Source organism: Paraburkholderia gardini (assembly GCF_907164545.1).
GTDB classification, from domain to species: Bacteria; Pseudomonadota; Gammaproteobacteria; order Burkholderiales; family Burkholderiaceae; genus Paraburkholderia; species Paraburkholderia gardini.
In genome coordinates this window covers 26,785-41,926 of record NZ_CAJQZB010000027.1, presented here as the reverse complement: position 1 = coordinate 41,926, position 15,142 = coordinate 26,785, and the positions used below count along the sequence as shown (strand labels likewise).

Sequence of the window (15,142 nt, the reverse complement as noted above, 5' to 3'; positions counted from 1 at the left end):
GCGGTGAAGGCGATCAGACTTCGACCGTATCCACGTTGTATTCGAACAGCCAGTTGTAGCGCTCCTTGACGCGCTCCTCGCTCCATTCGCGATCGACGTATTCGGCTGCGCCTTCCGCGTGCGCAAGTTGCGGATTGTGAAAGCGCGTGGTGTTCGCCGCCGATCCGCGCACCACGCGTGCGGTACGTTCGAGCCGTAGCGCTTCGTAGCGGGCCAGCGCGCGCGGCAAATCGTCTTCGTAGCGTGCAAGGCAGCGTGCGATCAGGTAGCCGTCCTCGATTGCCATGCCGGCGCCCTGGGCGAGGAACGGCAAGGTCGGATGACAGGCGTCGCCGAGCAGCGTGGCGTTGCCTGAACTCCAGCGCGCCATCGGTTCGCGCACCATCAAGGCCCATTTATACGGAATGTCGATCGCCGAGATCAGCGTGCGGACGTCTTCGTGCCAGCCCTGGAAATCGCTCAGGCATTCCGCAAGCGTGCCGCGCTCGGACCACGATTCGACCTGCCAGCCCGAGCGTTCGACCGCGCCGACGAAGTTGACGAGCTTGTGGCCGCGCAACGGGTAATGGATGACGTGCGCGCCGGGGCCGACCCAGTTGGTGCCGTAGGCGGTGCGCAGATGTTCGGGCAGCGCTTCGGCATCGATCACGCCGCGCCATGCCATGACGCCCGAATAAACCGGCTCGTCGGGACCGAACAGCGCGCGGCGCACCCGCGAGTGGACGCCGTCCGCGCCGATCAGCAGATCGGCCTCGTACACCGTGCCCGCGACCGTCTGCACTTCGACCTTGCCGCCGGTCTGCCTGATGCCTTCGACTTTTTCGCCGAGCCGGATCGCATCCGGACTGAGCGCGTACACGGCATCGGCGAGCGCCTGATGCAGATCGGCGCGATGCAGCGTGAAATAGGGGTAGCCGTACACTTCGCGCGAGGCTGCGCCGAGATCGAACAGGCGCCATGTCTGACCGGTGTTCCAGAGTCGTACACGCTTGCCGGGGGGCTCGCAGGCGAGTCCTTCGAGGGTGTCGCCGACACCGATCCGGTACAGCACGCGCGTCGCATTCGGACTGAGCTGAACGCCCGCGCCGATTTCCTTTAGCGCCTGCGCCTGTTCGAGAATGGTGACATCGAAGCCTTTTTTCAGCAAAGCGGCTCCGGCCGTCAATCCGCCGATACCGGCACCTGCAATAACGATCTTCATTCGACGATTCAACCTCTTTGTGTGGTGGGCGCCTTTTATCGGGTTAATTTATCAATCAATCGATAAATCTTTTAAATGCCGGTCCCGATGACAATGGAAGGACTTTAAATCAACGCCTGGCACTAAAGAAGCAAAATAATCCGAATGAATCATTAATCAATTTTGATAATCGGGGAGGCAGCGGACGCAATGCCTCGCCATGTACTCACATGCCCCAGCGATGCACCACCGAAGTCTCGATGCCGAACAGGTCGAGTACGCGGCCGAGGGTGTGATCGACCATGTCGTCGAGCGATTCGGGGTTGGCGTAGAAGGCCGGCACGGGCGGATAGACGATCGCGCCCGCTTCGGTCACGCTCGTCATGCTGCGCAGATGGCCGAGGTGGAGCGGTGTTTCGCGCACCATCAGCACGAGCCGGCGGCGCTCCTTCAGTGTGACGTCAGCGGCGCGCGACAGCAGGCCGCTCGTCACGCCTGTCGCGACTTCGGACAGCGTCTTGATCGAGCAGGGCGCCACGATCATCCCCGCGACCGGGAACGAGCCGCTCGAGATCGCGGCGCCGATGTCGGTGTTCGAATAGCTGACGGTGGCGAGCGCGCGCACGTCGGCGACGCTGTAGGTGGATTCGTGCGCCAGTGTGACCTGGGCCGACCGGCTCATCACCAGATGCGACTCGATGTCGAGCTGCCGGAGTAGCTGCAGCAGTCTCACTCCATACAGGACGCCGGACGCGCCGCTAATGCCCACGATCATGCGCCGGGGCGGTAATGCTCTGATCTGCATTCTGATATCTCCGATATGCGGTTGTTTCAGCGCGTTAACGCGGCGGATGTTAGCACGGTAAATACGCATTGCTAAAGCGGTGTAATACGTATTTTGAAGGCAGACTGGTAAATACCCTGGCCCAGTATTCATTTTGTTCTATTAATTGATAAACAATTCGCGATTCAAAAGCGGAAATGAAGCGGCTACACTTCGCGCAGCATGCAGAAGGGGCGGTGTGTGAAATGCACCGCGGCAGCAGACCCTTCGTGATGCGCGCAAGTGCCGACGCCAGCCAGCGTCCGGTGGCTGATAAAAATATTGGAGACTACCGTTGAGAACACGTTTAATCGCCGGCGCCTGCGCCGCGCTCCTGAGCTGTCCCGCCTGGGCGCAGTCGTCCGTCACGATCTACGGCAGCGTGGATGCCGGCATCGACTATGTATCGAATTCGAAGGGCAAGAGCCTGATCCAGGAGTCCGCCGGCAAACGTACGCCCGACCGCTTCGGCTTTCTCGTCAAGGAAGACCTGGGCGGCGGCAACACGGCGTTCGCCCGGCTCGAATCGGGCTTCCTGAGCAACACGGGCGCGCAGATCAATCCGACCAGCTTCTTCAATCGCAACGCGTACGTAGGTGTCTCCAATGACCGTTGGGGTTCGCTGAGCCTCGGCAACATCAACGACTACGTGTACCAGTACGTCGGGGCGCTGAACAACTCAGTGCCGGGCATCTCGTCGTTCTACACGCCGGGCAACCTCGACGGTCTCGCCAACACGCATGCGATGAACAATGCCGTGAAGTACGAGACGATCAACTACCGCGGCTTTCAGGCGGGCGTGATGAATGGCTTCGGCAACCAGTCAGGCGACTTTAGCGCCGGGCGGCAGTACAGCGCCGGTGCGCAGTACGGGAACGGGGTCGTCAGGATCGGCGCTGCATACACGATGTCGCACAACCGTACGGCCGATGTATTCGGCACCTTCAGCATCACCTCGCTGCTCGGCCAGAAGCTGGGCGCGGGCACGTCGTTCAACGCGAGCCGCTACAGCACGCTCGCGATCGCCGGCTCGGTGAAGATCGGCAACTTCACGCCCCATGCCACGTATTCGGACGTCAAGCTCGAAAACAGCCAGGGCTCGGCGTCGCTGCACAATTACCAGGCCGGCGTGAACATCGATCTGAGCGGAGGCGCGCGTTTCTATATTCTCGGTCTCTCATTCGATCATTCGACGTTCGAGGATCTGGCGTTCAACCAGTACAACCTGTTCCTGACCCACTATCTGTCGAAGAGCACGCAGATCTACGCGGGCGTCGGCTTCGAGCGGGCCTCGGGGCCGAACGCGCAGGCGGCGCAGTTTGGCTATAACGCGTCGAGCACGGGTAGCCAGACCGTGGCGCGGATTGGCGTCAATCACATGTTCTGATGTGGAGGCGATATGGAGCGGTGAGATGAGGATGGCGACGGCTTTATTCACTTTTTTCTATCTCTTCATCGCGACTTTTTGATTCTGCCGTTGCCCGCGACGTCATATATTGTGACTCCGCGGGCGGCGGTGCCGCGAGGCATGAAGAGCAATGGCACAGGCACACGCATCCCGGCAAGGGGCCTCGCCTGACGACGAGCAAATGGAAGATACATGCAAGCAGACCGGACTTTCAACATCGCGACACTGATAGAAGAGCAGAAGACGGGGCGGTTCGCCGTCGGTCTGCTGTTCTGGTGTTTCCTCATCATGCTGATGGACGGTTACGACCAGACCGCTGTCTCGTTTGCGGCGCCCGCGATCATCAAGGAATGGCACGTCGCGCGCGGGGCCTTCGGATCCGTGTTCGGCGCCGGCCTGTTCGGCACGCTGATCGGTTCATTTGTCTTCGGCTATCTTGGCGACCGGCTCGGCCGCAAGAAGGCGATTATTCTGGGCGGCCTGTTCTTCGGCGCGCTCACGCTCGTATCGGTATGGGCTACCTCGCTGCACGAACTGATGCTGCTGCGCTTTCTTGCCGGCATCGGCATGGGCGGCGTGATTCCCAATTCTGTCGCGCTCGTCGCTGAATACGCGCCGAAACGCCTGCGCGCGACGTGGGTCACGTTGATGTTTTCGGGCTTCTCGATCGGCGCGGGTTCGGGCGGGCTCGTCTCGTCGGCGTTGATTTCACGCTTCGGCTGGCCCGTCATGTTCGTGCTGGGCGGCGTGGGCTCGCTGCTGGTGGCGGTGCTGCTGATCTTCACGCTGCCCGAATCGGCGAAGCTGCTGGTTGTCCGGCAGCGCAGCGTCGAGACGGTGCGCAAACTCGTCGCGCGGCTGCGTCCCGAACTGCAGATTCCGTCCGACGCGCAGTTCGTCGCGGGCGAAGTGCAGGAAAAGCCGCGCTTCGTGCTGAAGCTGATTTTCTCGGACGGTCTCGCCGCGATCACGCCGCTCCTCTGGATCGTGTTCATCGTGAACTCGATGGCGCTCTATTTCCTGCAGAACTGGTTGCCGATCCTGATGGAAGGCCTCGGCATCGACCCGGGCGGCGCGGGCATCATCACGACGATGTTCTCGGTCGGCGGCGTACTCGGCGGGTTGATCCTGTGCCGCTTCGTCGACCGGCACGGCGTGCTGGCGATCATTTCGCTGCCCGCGATCGGCTGTCCGGTCGTTGCGCTGCTCGGCCACGGCTCGTCCGAGGGATGGCTGATGCTGGCCGTGTTCGCGACGGGCTTTTGCGTGGTCGGGGCGCAATACGGCCTCTATGCGGTAGCCGGCATGATCTACCCGACCGCGTTCCGTTCGGCGGGTGTCGGCAGTGCGATCTCGGTGGGCAAGATCGGCTCGGTGTCGGGGCCGGTCATCGGCGGCCTGTTGTTGTCGATGCATCTGCCTGTCGCGCAGCTGTTTCATGCCGCGGCGCTGCTGTTCCTGATCGTCGCCGTGTTTTCGGCCGTGCTCGCGCTTCTGTACCGCACGCGTTTCGGCGCGCAGCGTGCTGCCCAGACAACCGTCGTCGATCCATTGCGGCACTCCGCGCTGGGCGATTCGTGAGCAGCGCGCGACGAGCGCGATAGCTGCGCATCGAGGCAGCCAACTCCACAGGATTCCGGGACACCCCTGCAACGGCGATGCCGGCGGCCGGGCGGCCCGGTCATCGCCAGGACCCATTCCGATGAGCCAGACGCTCTACGACAGGATTTTCGACGCCCATACGGTTCGCACCGATGCGGACGGCACGGTGACGCTCTATATCGACCGGCATCTGCTCAACGAGGTGACGAGTCCGCAGGCATTTGAATCATTGCGGCTGCAAGGGCGCCCGGTGTGGCGGCCGTCGGGCAGTCTCGCGGTCGCGGACCACAACGTACCGACCACCGACCGGCGCGCGGGCATCGCCGATCCGGTGTCGCGCATCCAGGTCGATGCGTTGCGCGCGAACTGCGCGCGTAGCGGCATCACGCATTTCGGCATGGACGACGAGCGCCAGGGCATCGTCCATGTCGTCGGGCCCGAGCTCGGCAGCACGCTGCCGGGCATGACCATCGTCTGCGGCGATTCGCATACGAGCACGCATGGCGCGTTTGGTGCCCTCGCGTTCGGCATTGGCACGTCGGAGATCGAACACGTGCTTGGCACGCAGACCCTGCTCACGCGGCGCAGCCGCACGATGCGGGTGACGATCGACGGCACGTTGCCTGCGGGCTGTGTCGCGAAGGACGTGGCACTTGCGCTGATCGGCAAGCTCGGCACGGCGGGGGCCACCGGCTATGCGATCGAATTCGCGGGGCCCGTGGTGCGCGCGCTGTCGATGGAAGGGCGCATGACCTTGTGCAACATGTCGATCGAGGCGGGTGCACGCGCGGGTCTGATCGCCGTCGACGACATCACGCTCGACTATTGCCGCGCGCGGCCTTATGCGCCGCGGGGCGCCGACTGGGAGCGCCCGGCGCGCGTCTGGCGCCAGTTGCGTTCGGATGACGACGCACGCTTCGACGCCGAATTCCGGCTTGACGTTTCCGGTCTTTCGCCGCAGGTGACGTGGGGGACCTCGCCCGAAATGGTCGTCGGCATCGCCCAGTGCGTGCCCGATCCACAGCGCGTCGACGATCCGGGCCGGCGCGCGTCGTATGCACGCGCACTCGACTACATGGGTCTCGTGTCCGGCACACCGATGAGCGAGATCGCGATCGACAAGGTGTTCATCGGCTCATGTACCAACGGACGCATCGAGGACCTGCGTGCGGCGGCCAATGTGCTGCGTGCGGCCGGCGGCCGGATTGCACCGAACGTGCGACTCGCGCTCGCGGTGCCGGGGTCACAGGCGGTCAAGCGGCATGCCGAGGAGGAGGGGCTGCACGAAGTTTTCGGTGCGGCCGGTTTTCAATGGCGCGAGCCGGGCTGTTCGATGTGTCTCGCGATGAATCCCGACCGGCTCGAACCGGGCGAGCGCGTCGCCTCGACCTCGAACCGGAACTTCGAAGGCCGCCAGGGTGCAGGCGGCCGTTCGCATCTCGTGAGCCCCGCGATGGCTGCCGCGGCGGCGCTCGCGGGTCGCTTCACCGACGTGCGCACGCTGCTCGCCGCGGCGGGAGGGCGATGATGGAACCGTTCGTCAGCCACGAAGGGCTCGTTGCGCCACTCGATCGTGAGAACGTCGACACCGACGCGATCATCCCCAGGCAGTTCATGAAGTCGATTGCGCGCACCGGTTTCGGTCCCCACCTGTTCGACGCGTGGCGCTATCGTGACCCGGGCTACTACGGCAAGCCGGCCGGAACACGTCAGCCCGAGGCGGATTTTGTACTGAATCTGCCACGATACGCGGAGGCGTCGGTGTTGCTGACACGGCGCAACTTCGGCTGCGGCAGTTCGCGCGAGCACGCGCCGTGGGCGCTTCATCAATACGGCTTTCGCGTGCTGGTTGCGGAAAGCTTCGCCGATATCTTCTTCAACAACTGCTGCAAGAACGGCCTGCTGCCCGTCGTGCTCGGCGCGGCGCGGATTGAACGACTGTTGCGCGACGTCGAGGCGACACCCGGTTTCCGGCTGCACGTCGACCTCGCGTCGCAGACCGTGACCACGCCGGCCGGCGACGCGCTGTCGTTCGACATTGCGCCCGCGCTGAAAACGCTGCTGCTCGAAGGACTCGACGAAACCGGTGCGACGCTTGTGTTCGCCGACCGGATTCGCGAGTTCGAGGCCACCCATCTGCAACGCTCGCCCTGGCTGCGATGAACCGTTGCGCAACACAGTCGGGATGACCCTCACGACATCAGTCAGATCACGAAAGAACACGAACGACAGGCTCACTCCCATGACGCAAACCCTGATAGCCGATGCAGTTTCGCCCCGCGACGATGTCGTCCCGATGCGCGCAGCCGGGCGCGGCAGGTCGCTGTCGCTCCAGGCGCGTATCGCGCTCACGGTCGGCGTGCTGGCCGTGCTGATGCTTGCGATCGGTGCGATCGGACTCGCCGGCGGCTACCGCGCGAACCGTGCGACTCGCGATACTTACGAAAACAAGCTGACTGCCGCCATTCATATCGGAGACGCGGAACTGCTGATCGCGCGCACACGGCTCGTGCTCGGTGGGGCGATGGTGCAGCTCGACGATGTGCGTGCCCAGAATCAGATCCAGCACGCGAGCGAGTTTTTCCGGCAGTCCGACGACGCATGGCGTCGCTTCGTCGACGAGCCGCACGAAGCGGGCGAGGAGACGTTCATCGACGCGGCGAGCGGGCGCCGCAACGCGATGCGCCAGGCGATGAGCGCATTTATCGACGCACTCAAGGCGCATGACCGTGCGACGGCCGAGCGCATCGGCACCTCACAGCTCAGTCCGCTCTTCAACGACATGAGCGCCGCGAACGAACAGTTGAAGCGCACGCTGTATGCGAATGCGAAGCGCAGTTACGAAGATGCCCAACGGTATTTCAGGGCATTCTTCGTGGCCTCGGTGGCGATGATCGTGTCTGGCGTACTGGCCGCGGTATGGAGCTGGGTCTCATTGCGCCGCGCGATCATGACACCGTTAAAGGATGCACTCGCGCATTTCGATGCGATCGCCACGGGAGATTTGAGCCGGCATATCGCAAGCCATCGCGGGGACGAGATGGGGATGCTGCTGCAGGGCCTTCGTGCGATGCAGGCGCAGCTTGCGCAGACGGTGGACGCGGTGCGCGGCAGTTGCCAGTCGATCGGTGTGGCGACTCACGAGATTGCGGCTGGAACGCTCGATTTGTCGTCACGCACCGAAGAGCAGGCTGCCTCGCTGGAAGAGACCGCGGCCAGCATGAGCGAGCTGACCGCAACCGTCAGGCAGAACGTCGAGCATGCGCAGCAGGCCCGAACGCTCGCCGGGGAAGCATCGCTCGCCGCACAGAACGGCAACGAGGTAATCGACCGGATGCGCGGCACGATGACCCGCGTCGATACGGGTTCGCGCAGGATCGCCGATATCACCGGCATCATCGAGGGCATAGCGTTCAAGACCAACATTCTGGCGCTCAATGCGGCGGTCGAGGCGGCGCGTGCCGGCGCCCAGGGACGGGGTTTCGCGGTTGTCGCCGCCGAGGTACGCGAGCTTGCGCAGCATGCATCGACGGCTGCGAAGGAAATCGGCCAGCTGATCGCGGATTCGGTCAGCGCGGCGGCCGATGGCACCGCGCTGGTCGTCGACGCCGGGCACGCGATGCATGACGTGCTTCAGGCCTCGGAGCGTTTCGCGGCGATCATGAACGGGATCGTCGATGCAGCTGACGAGCAGCGCACGGGCTTTGAGCAGGTCGACGCGGCGCTTGGTCTCATGGATTCGGTTACGCAGCAAAATGCCGCGCTCGTCGAGCAGGCGAGCGCGGCCGCACAGGCGCTCGATCAACACTCACGGGAGCTTGGGCGGCAGGTTGCCGTATTCCGGCTGGAGGCGGCTGGCTGACGCGGGCGCTGGCGTTATTTCTCGTACTGCCTGGGTGCGTCGTCACTTCCCGGTCCGATACTCTCGCAATCGACGAAGAAGCCAGCCCGACGGGGTCACAGCCAAAGTCGTGCAGCGCGAACGCCTGCTGGTTGCCCTGCCGGCGGACAGCCCACTCGCGCGTGCGCGCGAAAGCCGTGAAGGCTTCCCAGTTGCGAGGGTTGTCATTCATTGCGCCGCAGTTCAACGAGACGGCCGGCTTCGCGGAAGATCTCGCCAGACTCGGCCGCATCGGCGGTTTCGATGCGCAACCGGAGTATCGGGTCAACGATTTCATTACGGCGGCAAGCATGGCGTCGGCGGGCTTGCGAAGCGCAAGGCGATACACGCGGCGCCGTAAAGCGTGATGCAGTTCCCGTCTGCGGAAGCGCTGCCTGTGGGCGCACTGCTCCGCGTGATCCGCCAGGCGGTGTGAGCGTCCGACCGTCATCTCGAGCATCGTTCTATATAACCGATCAATACGTTCTATATTCCGCGTTGGAATATAGAGCCCGTCATCGCGATACTTGCTCATCTCCCTGAGCACTGAAATATCGAGAGCGCGATGTCAACCCCGCTAGAGTCCCCTGTTTTAACCGAAAGGCGCCCGGTCGAGTTCAGCATCCTGAGCTGGGTGCGAGCCCATACGCCAGGCGTTGCCCTGTGCATTGCCGTCACGCTGGCCGCTTTCGGGTTGCAACTGGCTGAGCAACACCTGTTCGGGCGCGTCTGGCTGGAAGCACTGGTCCTCGCCATTCTCATCGGCACGGCTGTGCGAAGTGTCTGGGAGCCTGCGTCTCACTGGCACGCCGGGATCAATTTCAGCGCTAAAACCTTGCTGGAAATCGCCGTGGTGCTGCTGGGCGCCTCGCTCAGCACCCAGACCCTTAACGCGGCCGGGGCAGGACTGCTGGCAGGTATCGTGGCCGTCGTCGGGGTGGCCATCGTGGTCAGCTACGGCACCGGGCGCCTTCTTGGCTTGCATCACCGGATCGCCTTGCTGGTCGCATGCGGCAACTCGATCTGCGGCAACTCGGCGATCGCCGCCGTGGCTCCCGTGATCCGGGCGCATAGCGATGACGTGGCCGCGTCGATTGCCTTTACCGCGGTGCTGGGCGTCATCGTCGTGCTCGGACTGCCGCTGCTGATTCCGGTGCTGCACCTTGGCAACCTGCAATACGGGGTACTGGCCGGACTGACGGTCTACGCGGTGCCGCAGGTGCTTGCTGCAACGGTCCCTGTTTCGGCGCTCAGCGCCCATATCGGAACGCTGGTCAAACTGGTCCGTGTGCTGATGCTCGGTCCCGTGATCCTCGTCCTGTCAATCGGTGCGCGTCGTGGTGCGGATGCTGCCGCATTGCCCGGTGCGTCGAAGGAGTCGCGCATCGCCTGGCACAAAGTCGTGCCCTGGTTCATTATTGGCTTTCTGGTACTGGTTGCCCTTCGTTCGGCCAACCTCGTTCCGACGGCCGCGTTACCGCCCATCAACAGCACGGCGAACATATTGACGATCATTTCGATGGCGGCACTCGGCCTGGGCGTCGATGTGCGAATGGTCGCCAAAGCCGGCCCCCGTGTGACACTCGCGGTGGTGCTGTCGATCGTCGCGCTCGCGCTCATCAGCCTCGTGCTGATCCGCGTGCTGGGCATCGCGTAAAAAGTTTGAGGTGCGGTGAAAGCCATGACGCTCGATCAACTTCGTGTCTTTGTTGTGGTTGCGGAGCAGCAGCATGTGACGCGTGCAGCCAACGTGCTGGCGCTATCGCAATCGGCGGTGAGCAGTTCAATCGCCGCTCTCGAAACCCAGTACGACATCAAGCTGTTCCACCGGATTCGCCGGAATATTGTGCTGACTGACGCCGGCCAGCAGTTTCTCGGCGAAGCGCGCGCGGTGCTCGCCCGTGCGTCGTCTGCTGGAAACATGCTGGCCGATCTGGCCGGATTGCGGCGCGGTGCATTATCGCTTGCGGCGAGTCAGACGGTTGCGAACTACTGGATACCGAAGGTGATGCAGCGCTTCCGTGCGGCCTGTCCCGGTGTTTCGCTCAAGCTCTCGATCACGAATACCGGACAGGTCGTGCGGCAGGTTGCCGAAGGCGCCGTCGATCTCGGTTTCGTGGAAGACCAGGTGGACGCCCACGGTCTCGACGTGCACGCGGTTGCCCAGGATGAACTGGTGCTGGTGGTCGCCCCCAGCCATCCCTGGGCCGGCCGCGATTCGACGGCCACCGATAGTATTGACTTGCGTGATAGTCCCTGGGTGCTGCGTGAACCGGGATCCGGCACGCGCGGCATTTTCGGGAAGATGGTGCGAAGCCTGGGGGGCGATCCATCCGGGTTCGAGATCGCGCTGGAGCTTCCGTCGAACGAAGCAGTACGCGCCGCGGTCGAGGCCGGTGCTGGCGCGACCGTGATGTCCCGTCTGGTCGCGGCTTCCTCACTCAGTGCCGGGACGCTGACAGAACTCCGTTGGCCTCTGCCGTCGCGGGATTTCCTGATGCTGCGTCATCAGCAGCGCTATGTGACGGAGGCGATGCGTGTGTTCGTCGAGATGGCGATGGAATCGGGTTGTCCCGAATTGCCAGCCAGGATCGCGAATCAGGACCGCTGAGGTGACACGACGCCACGGAAACAACCGGAGCCGGTCGCTCACCTGCGCGCCCGTCACAGCATCGAGGCGAGCTTCGGCGCGGCCATGCCGACGGAGAAACGTCTCGCACACGGGTCCATGAACCTGTCTGACCGGAACGGTGCCGCACTTTGTGTTCGACGCAGGGCACGTGCTGTTCGGTGTCCGTTCTCCCGAAGCGATGGTGTGCTGGCGGTCCAAAACTAAAGGGTTGGTTCAGGTCGATCTCATTCATGCGGACACACCCTTCATAGCCGGCATTTTTCTGCGGAACTGACGATCCGCTTACCGCTGGATCGGTTCCGGTTACAACGGCTGGCTCGCCCGACGCCGGGGTGGGGCTGCGGCGCTCGTACCGGGCTTCGGCGCGCTGGCCGATTCCCATATCGCGGCGCCTTCCGCGATGGGCATGCGTTGATACCGGTCGGATATAGACGCGCAACGTGCACAACAGCATTGGCGCGACGCGTTTCCTTGCAAGAATTGCCGCGTGGCACGTAGATATTCCATCCGCTCCGCAGGCCGTTCGTCGTGCGCGCCTCGTGCCGCGCTGTCCCGCGGCATGCACCGGGAGAGCGTTCTGCCCGCCATTGCAACGCTGATCACCGGCTCGAAATATCACAGCCAGCAGGCGGAATCCGGCGGGTCCTTGCCAGGCACGCGGGATGCGCAGCAATTCGATATCCGCTCCACCCGCGACAAATCAAGGAACGCCAGATGAACCCGCTGAACACGCGCGACGCCCCGGCTCTACTGGACGTTGCCGGTCCGGATGTGCTGCGCGTGACCGTAACCTTCGAGATCAACCTGGCGTGCGAATACGGCGGCGAAACGTTTGACCGTGCGGCTCATGCCGGGATCCCGCGCGAAGGTGTGCAACTGGCTTGCGGCGCCGAAAGATGTGATGCGATAACGATCGACCCGTTGCTGGATCGCGCCGGCATCGAGCGGCTCGACGGGCACGCAACAGACAGTCCTGAAGACAGGCAACAGCAGTATTCAATGGATACGCATTCGGCCGTGTTCACCGGGGTGTGCGTCACGCGCATCGTTAGCGCCGTCGCGGCCGGCCGGATTGCGAATCCGGAAGCCGCGGCGAGTCAGATCGCCGGCGGACTGGTGTGGGGCATCAGTATGGCGTTGCGGGAAGGGAGGCAATTCGATCATGACCTGCGCCGCGTGATGAATCACAACCTGCCGATTGCGCTGGACAAGGTATTCGCGTGATTTCGGCGCCTGCCAGCATGAAACCCCGCTCGCCACCGCATCAGTCGCCACGCCGGCAAGAACTGGCGCCCGCGGCACAGAGCCTGCGCGCGCTGAACTCGCTGGCCAGCGGCGTGGTCGTGATCGCCGCCCTGTACGTCGGGCGGGGCGTGCTGATCCCGATTACGCTGGCCGTGCTGCTGAGCTTCATCGTCGCGCCGCTCGTTGGGCTGCTCAGGCGGTTCCGCATGGGTCAGTTACCGTCGGTGACCGTCGCGGTGCTGTTCGCACTTTCCACACTGTCGGCCGTCGGCGTGTTGATCGGCGCGCAGGTGGCCCAACTGGCGGGAGATCTGCCGCAGTACCAGTGGACCATCGAGCGCAAGATCGATGTCATACAGGAAAATACCCTCGGTCGCGCGGATACGCTGCTCGCGATGACATCGAATGCACTAAAGCGCTTTACGCCGCCGCCTGGCGACTTGCACAGAAAAGACAGTCCGGTTTCCGCGGACGGCGGTGCGCCGCTACCCGTCGAAGTGCACGAACCGACGCCGTCGTCAGTCGAACTGGCGCAGCGCTATCTGTCGCCGGTGGTCAGCCCACTGGAAACAGCCGGTATCGTGCTGGTGGTCGCGATCTTCATCCTGCTGGAGCGCGAGCGCCTGCGCGACCGGATGATCCGGCTATTCGGCCTGGGCGACCTGCATCGAACGTCAACGGCCATCAGTGAAGCCGCCGCTCGCCTGAGCCGCTACTTTGCGATGCAACTGGCGATCAATGCCGGTGTCGGGGCTGTTGTCGCGATCGGCCTTGCGGTCATCGGAATGCCTGGTTCGCTGCTGTTCGGCGTCGTGACGGCGCTACTGCGATTCGTGCCGTACGTCGGCGCCTGGATAGCGGCGCTCATGGCAGTCGTCATGGCCACCGCGGTCAGCCCAGGATGGTGGATGGCGCTCGCCACCGCAGGTCTCTTTGCCGTGACCGAAGGCGTATCGAGTCAGTTGATCGAGCCGCTGCTGTATGGGCGTGGCAATGGACTCTCCCCACTTGCCGTGATCGTCGCGGCGATTTTCTGGAGCTGGCTGTGGGGGCCGGTGGGACTGGTGCTATCGACGCCGCTGATGCTGTGCGCGGTGACGCTGGGCCGCCATGTCGAACGGCTCGAATTCCTGGATGTCCTGTTCGGCGATCGCCCCGGCCTGACACCGGCCGAAAATCTCTATCAGAGGCTGCTGGCCAACGATCCGGTCGAAGCGTTGCAGCAGGCGAACGTCCTGTTGAAAACGTGTTCGCTGGCGGCGTATTACGACGACGTGGTACTGGCCGGCCTGCGGATCGCTCACGCCGACGTCCGGCGCGGCGTGGTGCCGGCGGCTCAGCTCAGGCTGGTCCGGTCGGCGACGCACACGATCATCGCCGCACTGGTAGGGGCTGGCGATGTGACGACAACCGAATCGAACAACGAACCGTTGCAGCCCATACCCGTGTTATGTATCGGCGGCCGCGGCAAGCTCGACGATCTGCTGGTCGCGATCGCCGTGCAACTGCTGAACAAACACGGTTTCGAGGCGTCGCAGGCGAACCATGAACGGTTTGCCGCAGGGCGGTTCGATGAGGCGCGGCTTGCTTCGCGCCCAATGATCTGCGTGATTTCATTCGACGCGGGCGAGTTTCCGCCGTATCTGCGTAACCTGCTGCAGCGCTTGAGCGAGGCGCGCGTTTCCCGTGGGGTGATACTGGGCATGACGGCGGAAGACGAACCCGCGAGCAGGGATTCGTCTGTCGCGCTACCCGGACGCGAGATTCCCGTCGTTGCGTCGTTTCAGCAGTTACTGCCGGCCTGTGCACGGGCTGCGCAAATGTGGGCGCAGGCACGCAGGCAGGAGCGCGGCGATGCCGGCCATGCACGTGCCGGGACGGAGGCGTGACGTTCCGGATGCGACAGCGCGGCGCGGGTAAAGAATACTGGCGGGTTTGCAATTCTTTCGTATGACATCCGTCCACACGGCTCACGGATAAAAGTACACGTCCAGCACCCATGGCAGTGCGATCAGCCGGGTCACGATCGCAGCGAGCACGTCAGGGGACACGGAGGCGAACGCGAAGGTCACTTCTTCGAAATGGTGACGGCGATCGATGCGGAACCGGACGTGGTCGGCGTGGCAAGCTTCGCAACCGAGGGTCTGCCAGGTGGCGACGACCTTGAGGCCACCTGCTCTTGCACGCACGGTGAGCCGGTAACGCCCGTTGCACACGGGCGTGCTGTATGGGACCGATATCGCCTGGATCACGGGATCGTCCCGTGATACTTCGATTTGCGCGCTGGTCGGCTGCGTGGACATTCTGACCTCCGGAGAGATAGCTGTCATACGTCGGGATGCGCGGCGGCCCCCGCCAGCCGCTCCTTCATC

The 15,142-nt window shown here is 63.6% G+C and carries 13 protein-coding genes; 10 read left to right on the top strand and 3 right to left on the bottom strand.

What is annotated here, in order from left to right; genetic code table 11:
• Positions 1–13: 13 nt before the first annotated feature.
• Positions 14–1,201, bottom strand: a complete 1,188-nt coding sequence (locus tag LPA37_RS18670) for an FAD-dependent monooxygenase (protein ID WP_228982465.1) — start codon at positions 1,199–1,201, stop codon at positions 14–16.
• A 205-nt stretch (positions 1,202–1,406) separates the two neighbouring features.
• Positions 1,407–1,985, bottom strand: coding sequence for a UbiX family flavin prenyltransferase (locus LPA37_RS18665; protein WP_228982462.1), 579 nt, complete (start codon positions 1,983–1,985; stop codon positions 1,407–1,409).
• 313 nt (positions 1,986–2,298) lie between these two features.
• On the opposite strand from LPA37_RS18665, the gene LPA37_RS18660 reads away from it, so the two are divergent.
• The 10 genes from LPA37_RS18660 to LPA37_RS18615 all read left to right on the top strand — a co-directional run bounded on the left by LPA37_RS18660 (position 2,299) and on the right by LPA37_RS18615 (position 14,659).
• Positions 2,299–3,390, top strand: coding sequence for a porin (locus LPA37_RS18660; RefSeq protein ID WP_228982460.1), 1,092 nt, complete (start codon positions 2,299–2,301; stop codon positions 3,388–3,390).
• 213 nt (positions 3,391–3,603) lie between these two features.
• On the top strand, positions 3,604–4,992 hold the full coding sequence (locus LPA37_RS18655; RefSeq protein ID WP_229013307.1) for an MFS transporter: 1,389 nt from the start codon (positions 3,604–3,606) through the stop codon (positions 4,990–4,992).
• A gap of 121 nt (positions 4,993–5,113) precedes the next feature.
• The gene (gene leuC, locus LPA37_RS18650) at positions 5,114–6,541 is read left to right on the top strand and encodes a 3-isopropylmalate dehydratase large subunit (RefSeq protein WP_229013306.1); all 1,428 of its coding nucleotides are present in this window, start codon (positions 5,114–5,116) and stop codon (positions 6,539–6,541) included.
• Positions 6,541–7,176 carry a 3-isopropylmalate dehydratase small subunit gene (gene leuD, locus LPA37_RS18645; RefSeq protein WP_229013330.1) on the top strand — a complete coding sequence of 212 codons (636 nt, stop codon included), beginning with the start codon at positions 6,541–6,543 and terminating at the stop codon, positions 7,174–7,176. The genes leuC and leuD overlap by 1 nt, the downstream gene beginning before the upstream one ends.
• Positions 7,177–7,255: 79 nt before the next feature.
• Complete coding sequence (locus LPA37_RS18640; RefSeq protein WP_228982455.1) at positions 7,256–8,875, top strand: methyl-accepting chemotaxis protein; 1,620 nt, start codon at positions 7,256–7,258, stop codon at positions 8,873–8,875.
• 176 nt (positions 8,876–9,051) lie between these two features.
• On the top strand, positions 9,052–9,261 hold the full coding sequence (locus tag LPA37_RS18635; protein WP_228982451.1) for a hypothetical protein: 210 nt from the start codon (positions 9,052–9,054) through the stop codon (positions 9,259–9,261).
• 197 nt (positions 9,262–9,458) lie between these two features.
• Positions 9,459–10,550 (top strand): YeiH family protein, encoded by a 1,092-nt coding sequence (locus LPA37_RS18630; protein WP_228982449.1) that lies wholly within the window; start codon positions 9,459–9,461, stop codon positions 10,548–10,550.
• Between the two features lie 24 nt (positions 10,551–10,574).
• Positions 10,575–11,504, top strand: a complete 930-nt coding sequence (locus LPA37_RS18625; RefSeq protein ID WP_228982446.1) for a LysR substrate-binding domain-containing protein — start codon at positions 10,575–10,577, stop codon at positions 11,502–11,504.
• Between the two features lie 735 nt (positions 11,505–12,239).
• Complete coding sequence (locus LPA37_RS18620) at positions 12,240–12,749, top strand: molybdopterin cofactor-binding domain-containing protein (RefSeq protein ID WP_229013305.1); 510 nt, start codon at positions 12,240–12,242, stop codon at positions 12,747–12,749.
• Between the two features lie 17 nt (positions 12,750–12,766).
• Positions 12,767–14,659 carry an AI-2E family transporter gene (locus LPA37_RS18615; protein ID WP_229013304.1) on the top strand — a complete coding sequence of 631 codons (1,893 nt, stop codon included), beginning with the start codon at positions 12,767–12,769 and terminating at the stop codon, positions 14,657–14,659.
• An 81-nt stretch (positions 14,660–14,740) separates the two neighbouring features.
• Here LPA37_RS18615 and LPA37_RS18610 read toward each other — a convergent pair whose 3' ends face one another.
• Positions 14,741–15,073 (bottom strand): hypothetical protein, encoded by a 333-nt coding sequence (locus tag LPA37_RS18610; RefSeq protein WP_229013303.1) that lies wholly within the window; start codon positions 15,071–15,073, stop codon positions 14,741–14,743.
• Positions 15,074–15,142: the final 69 nt, after the last annotated feature.

Coding starts and splice junctions, on each gene's coding strand:
- LPA37_RS18655 (WP_229013307.1), top strand. CDS start 3,604: ATGCAAGCAGACCGGACTTTCAACATCGCGACACTGATAGAAGAGCAG.
- LPA37_RS18630 (WP_228982449.1), top strand. CDS start 9,459: ATGTCAACCCCGCTAGAGTCCCCTGTTTTAACCGAAAGGCGCCCGGTC.
- LPA37_RS18670 (WP_228982465.1), bottom strand. CDS start 1,201: ATGAAGATCGTTATTGCAGGTGCCGGTATCGGCGGATTGACGGCCGGA.
- LPA37_RS18665 (WP_228982462.1), bottom strand. CDS start 1,985: ATGCAGATCAGAGCATTACCGCCCCGGCGCATGATCGTGGGCATTAGC.
- leuD (WP_229013330.1), top strand. CDS start 6,541: ATGGAACCGTTCGTCAGCCACGAAGGGCTCGTTGCGCCACTCGATCGT.
- LPA37_RS18610 (WP_229013303.1), bottom strand. CDS start 15,073: ATGTCCACGCAGCCGACCAGCGCGCAAATCGAAGTATCACGGGACGAT.
- leuC (WP_229013306.1), top strand. CDS start 5,114: ATGAGCCAGACGCTCTACGACAGGATTTTCGACGCCCATACGGTTCGC.
- LPA37_RS18625 (WP_228982446.1), top strand. CDS start 10,575: ATGACGCTCGATCAACTTCGTGTCTTTGTTGTGGTTGCGGAGCAGCAG.
- LPA37_RS18615 (WP_229013304.1), top strand. CDS start 12,767: ATGAAACCCCGCTCGCCACCGCATCAGTCGCCACGCCGGCAAGAACTG.
- LPA37_RS18620 (WP_229013305.1), top strand. CDS start 12,240: ATGAACCCGCTGAACACGCGCGACGCCCCGGCTCTACTGGACGTTGCC.
- LPA37_RS18640 (WP_228982455.1), top strand. CDS start 7,256: ATGACGCAAACCCTGATAGCCGATGCAGTTTCGCCCCGCGACGATGTC.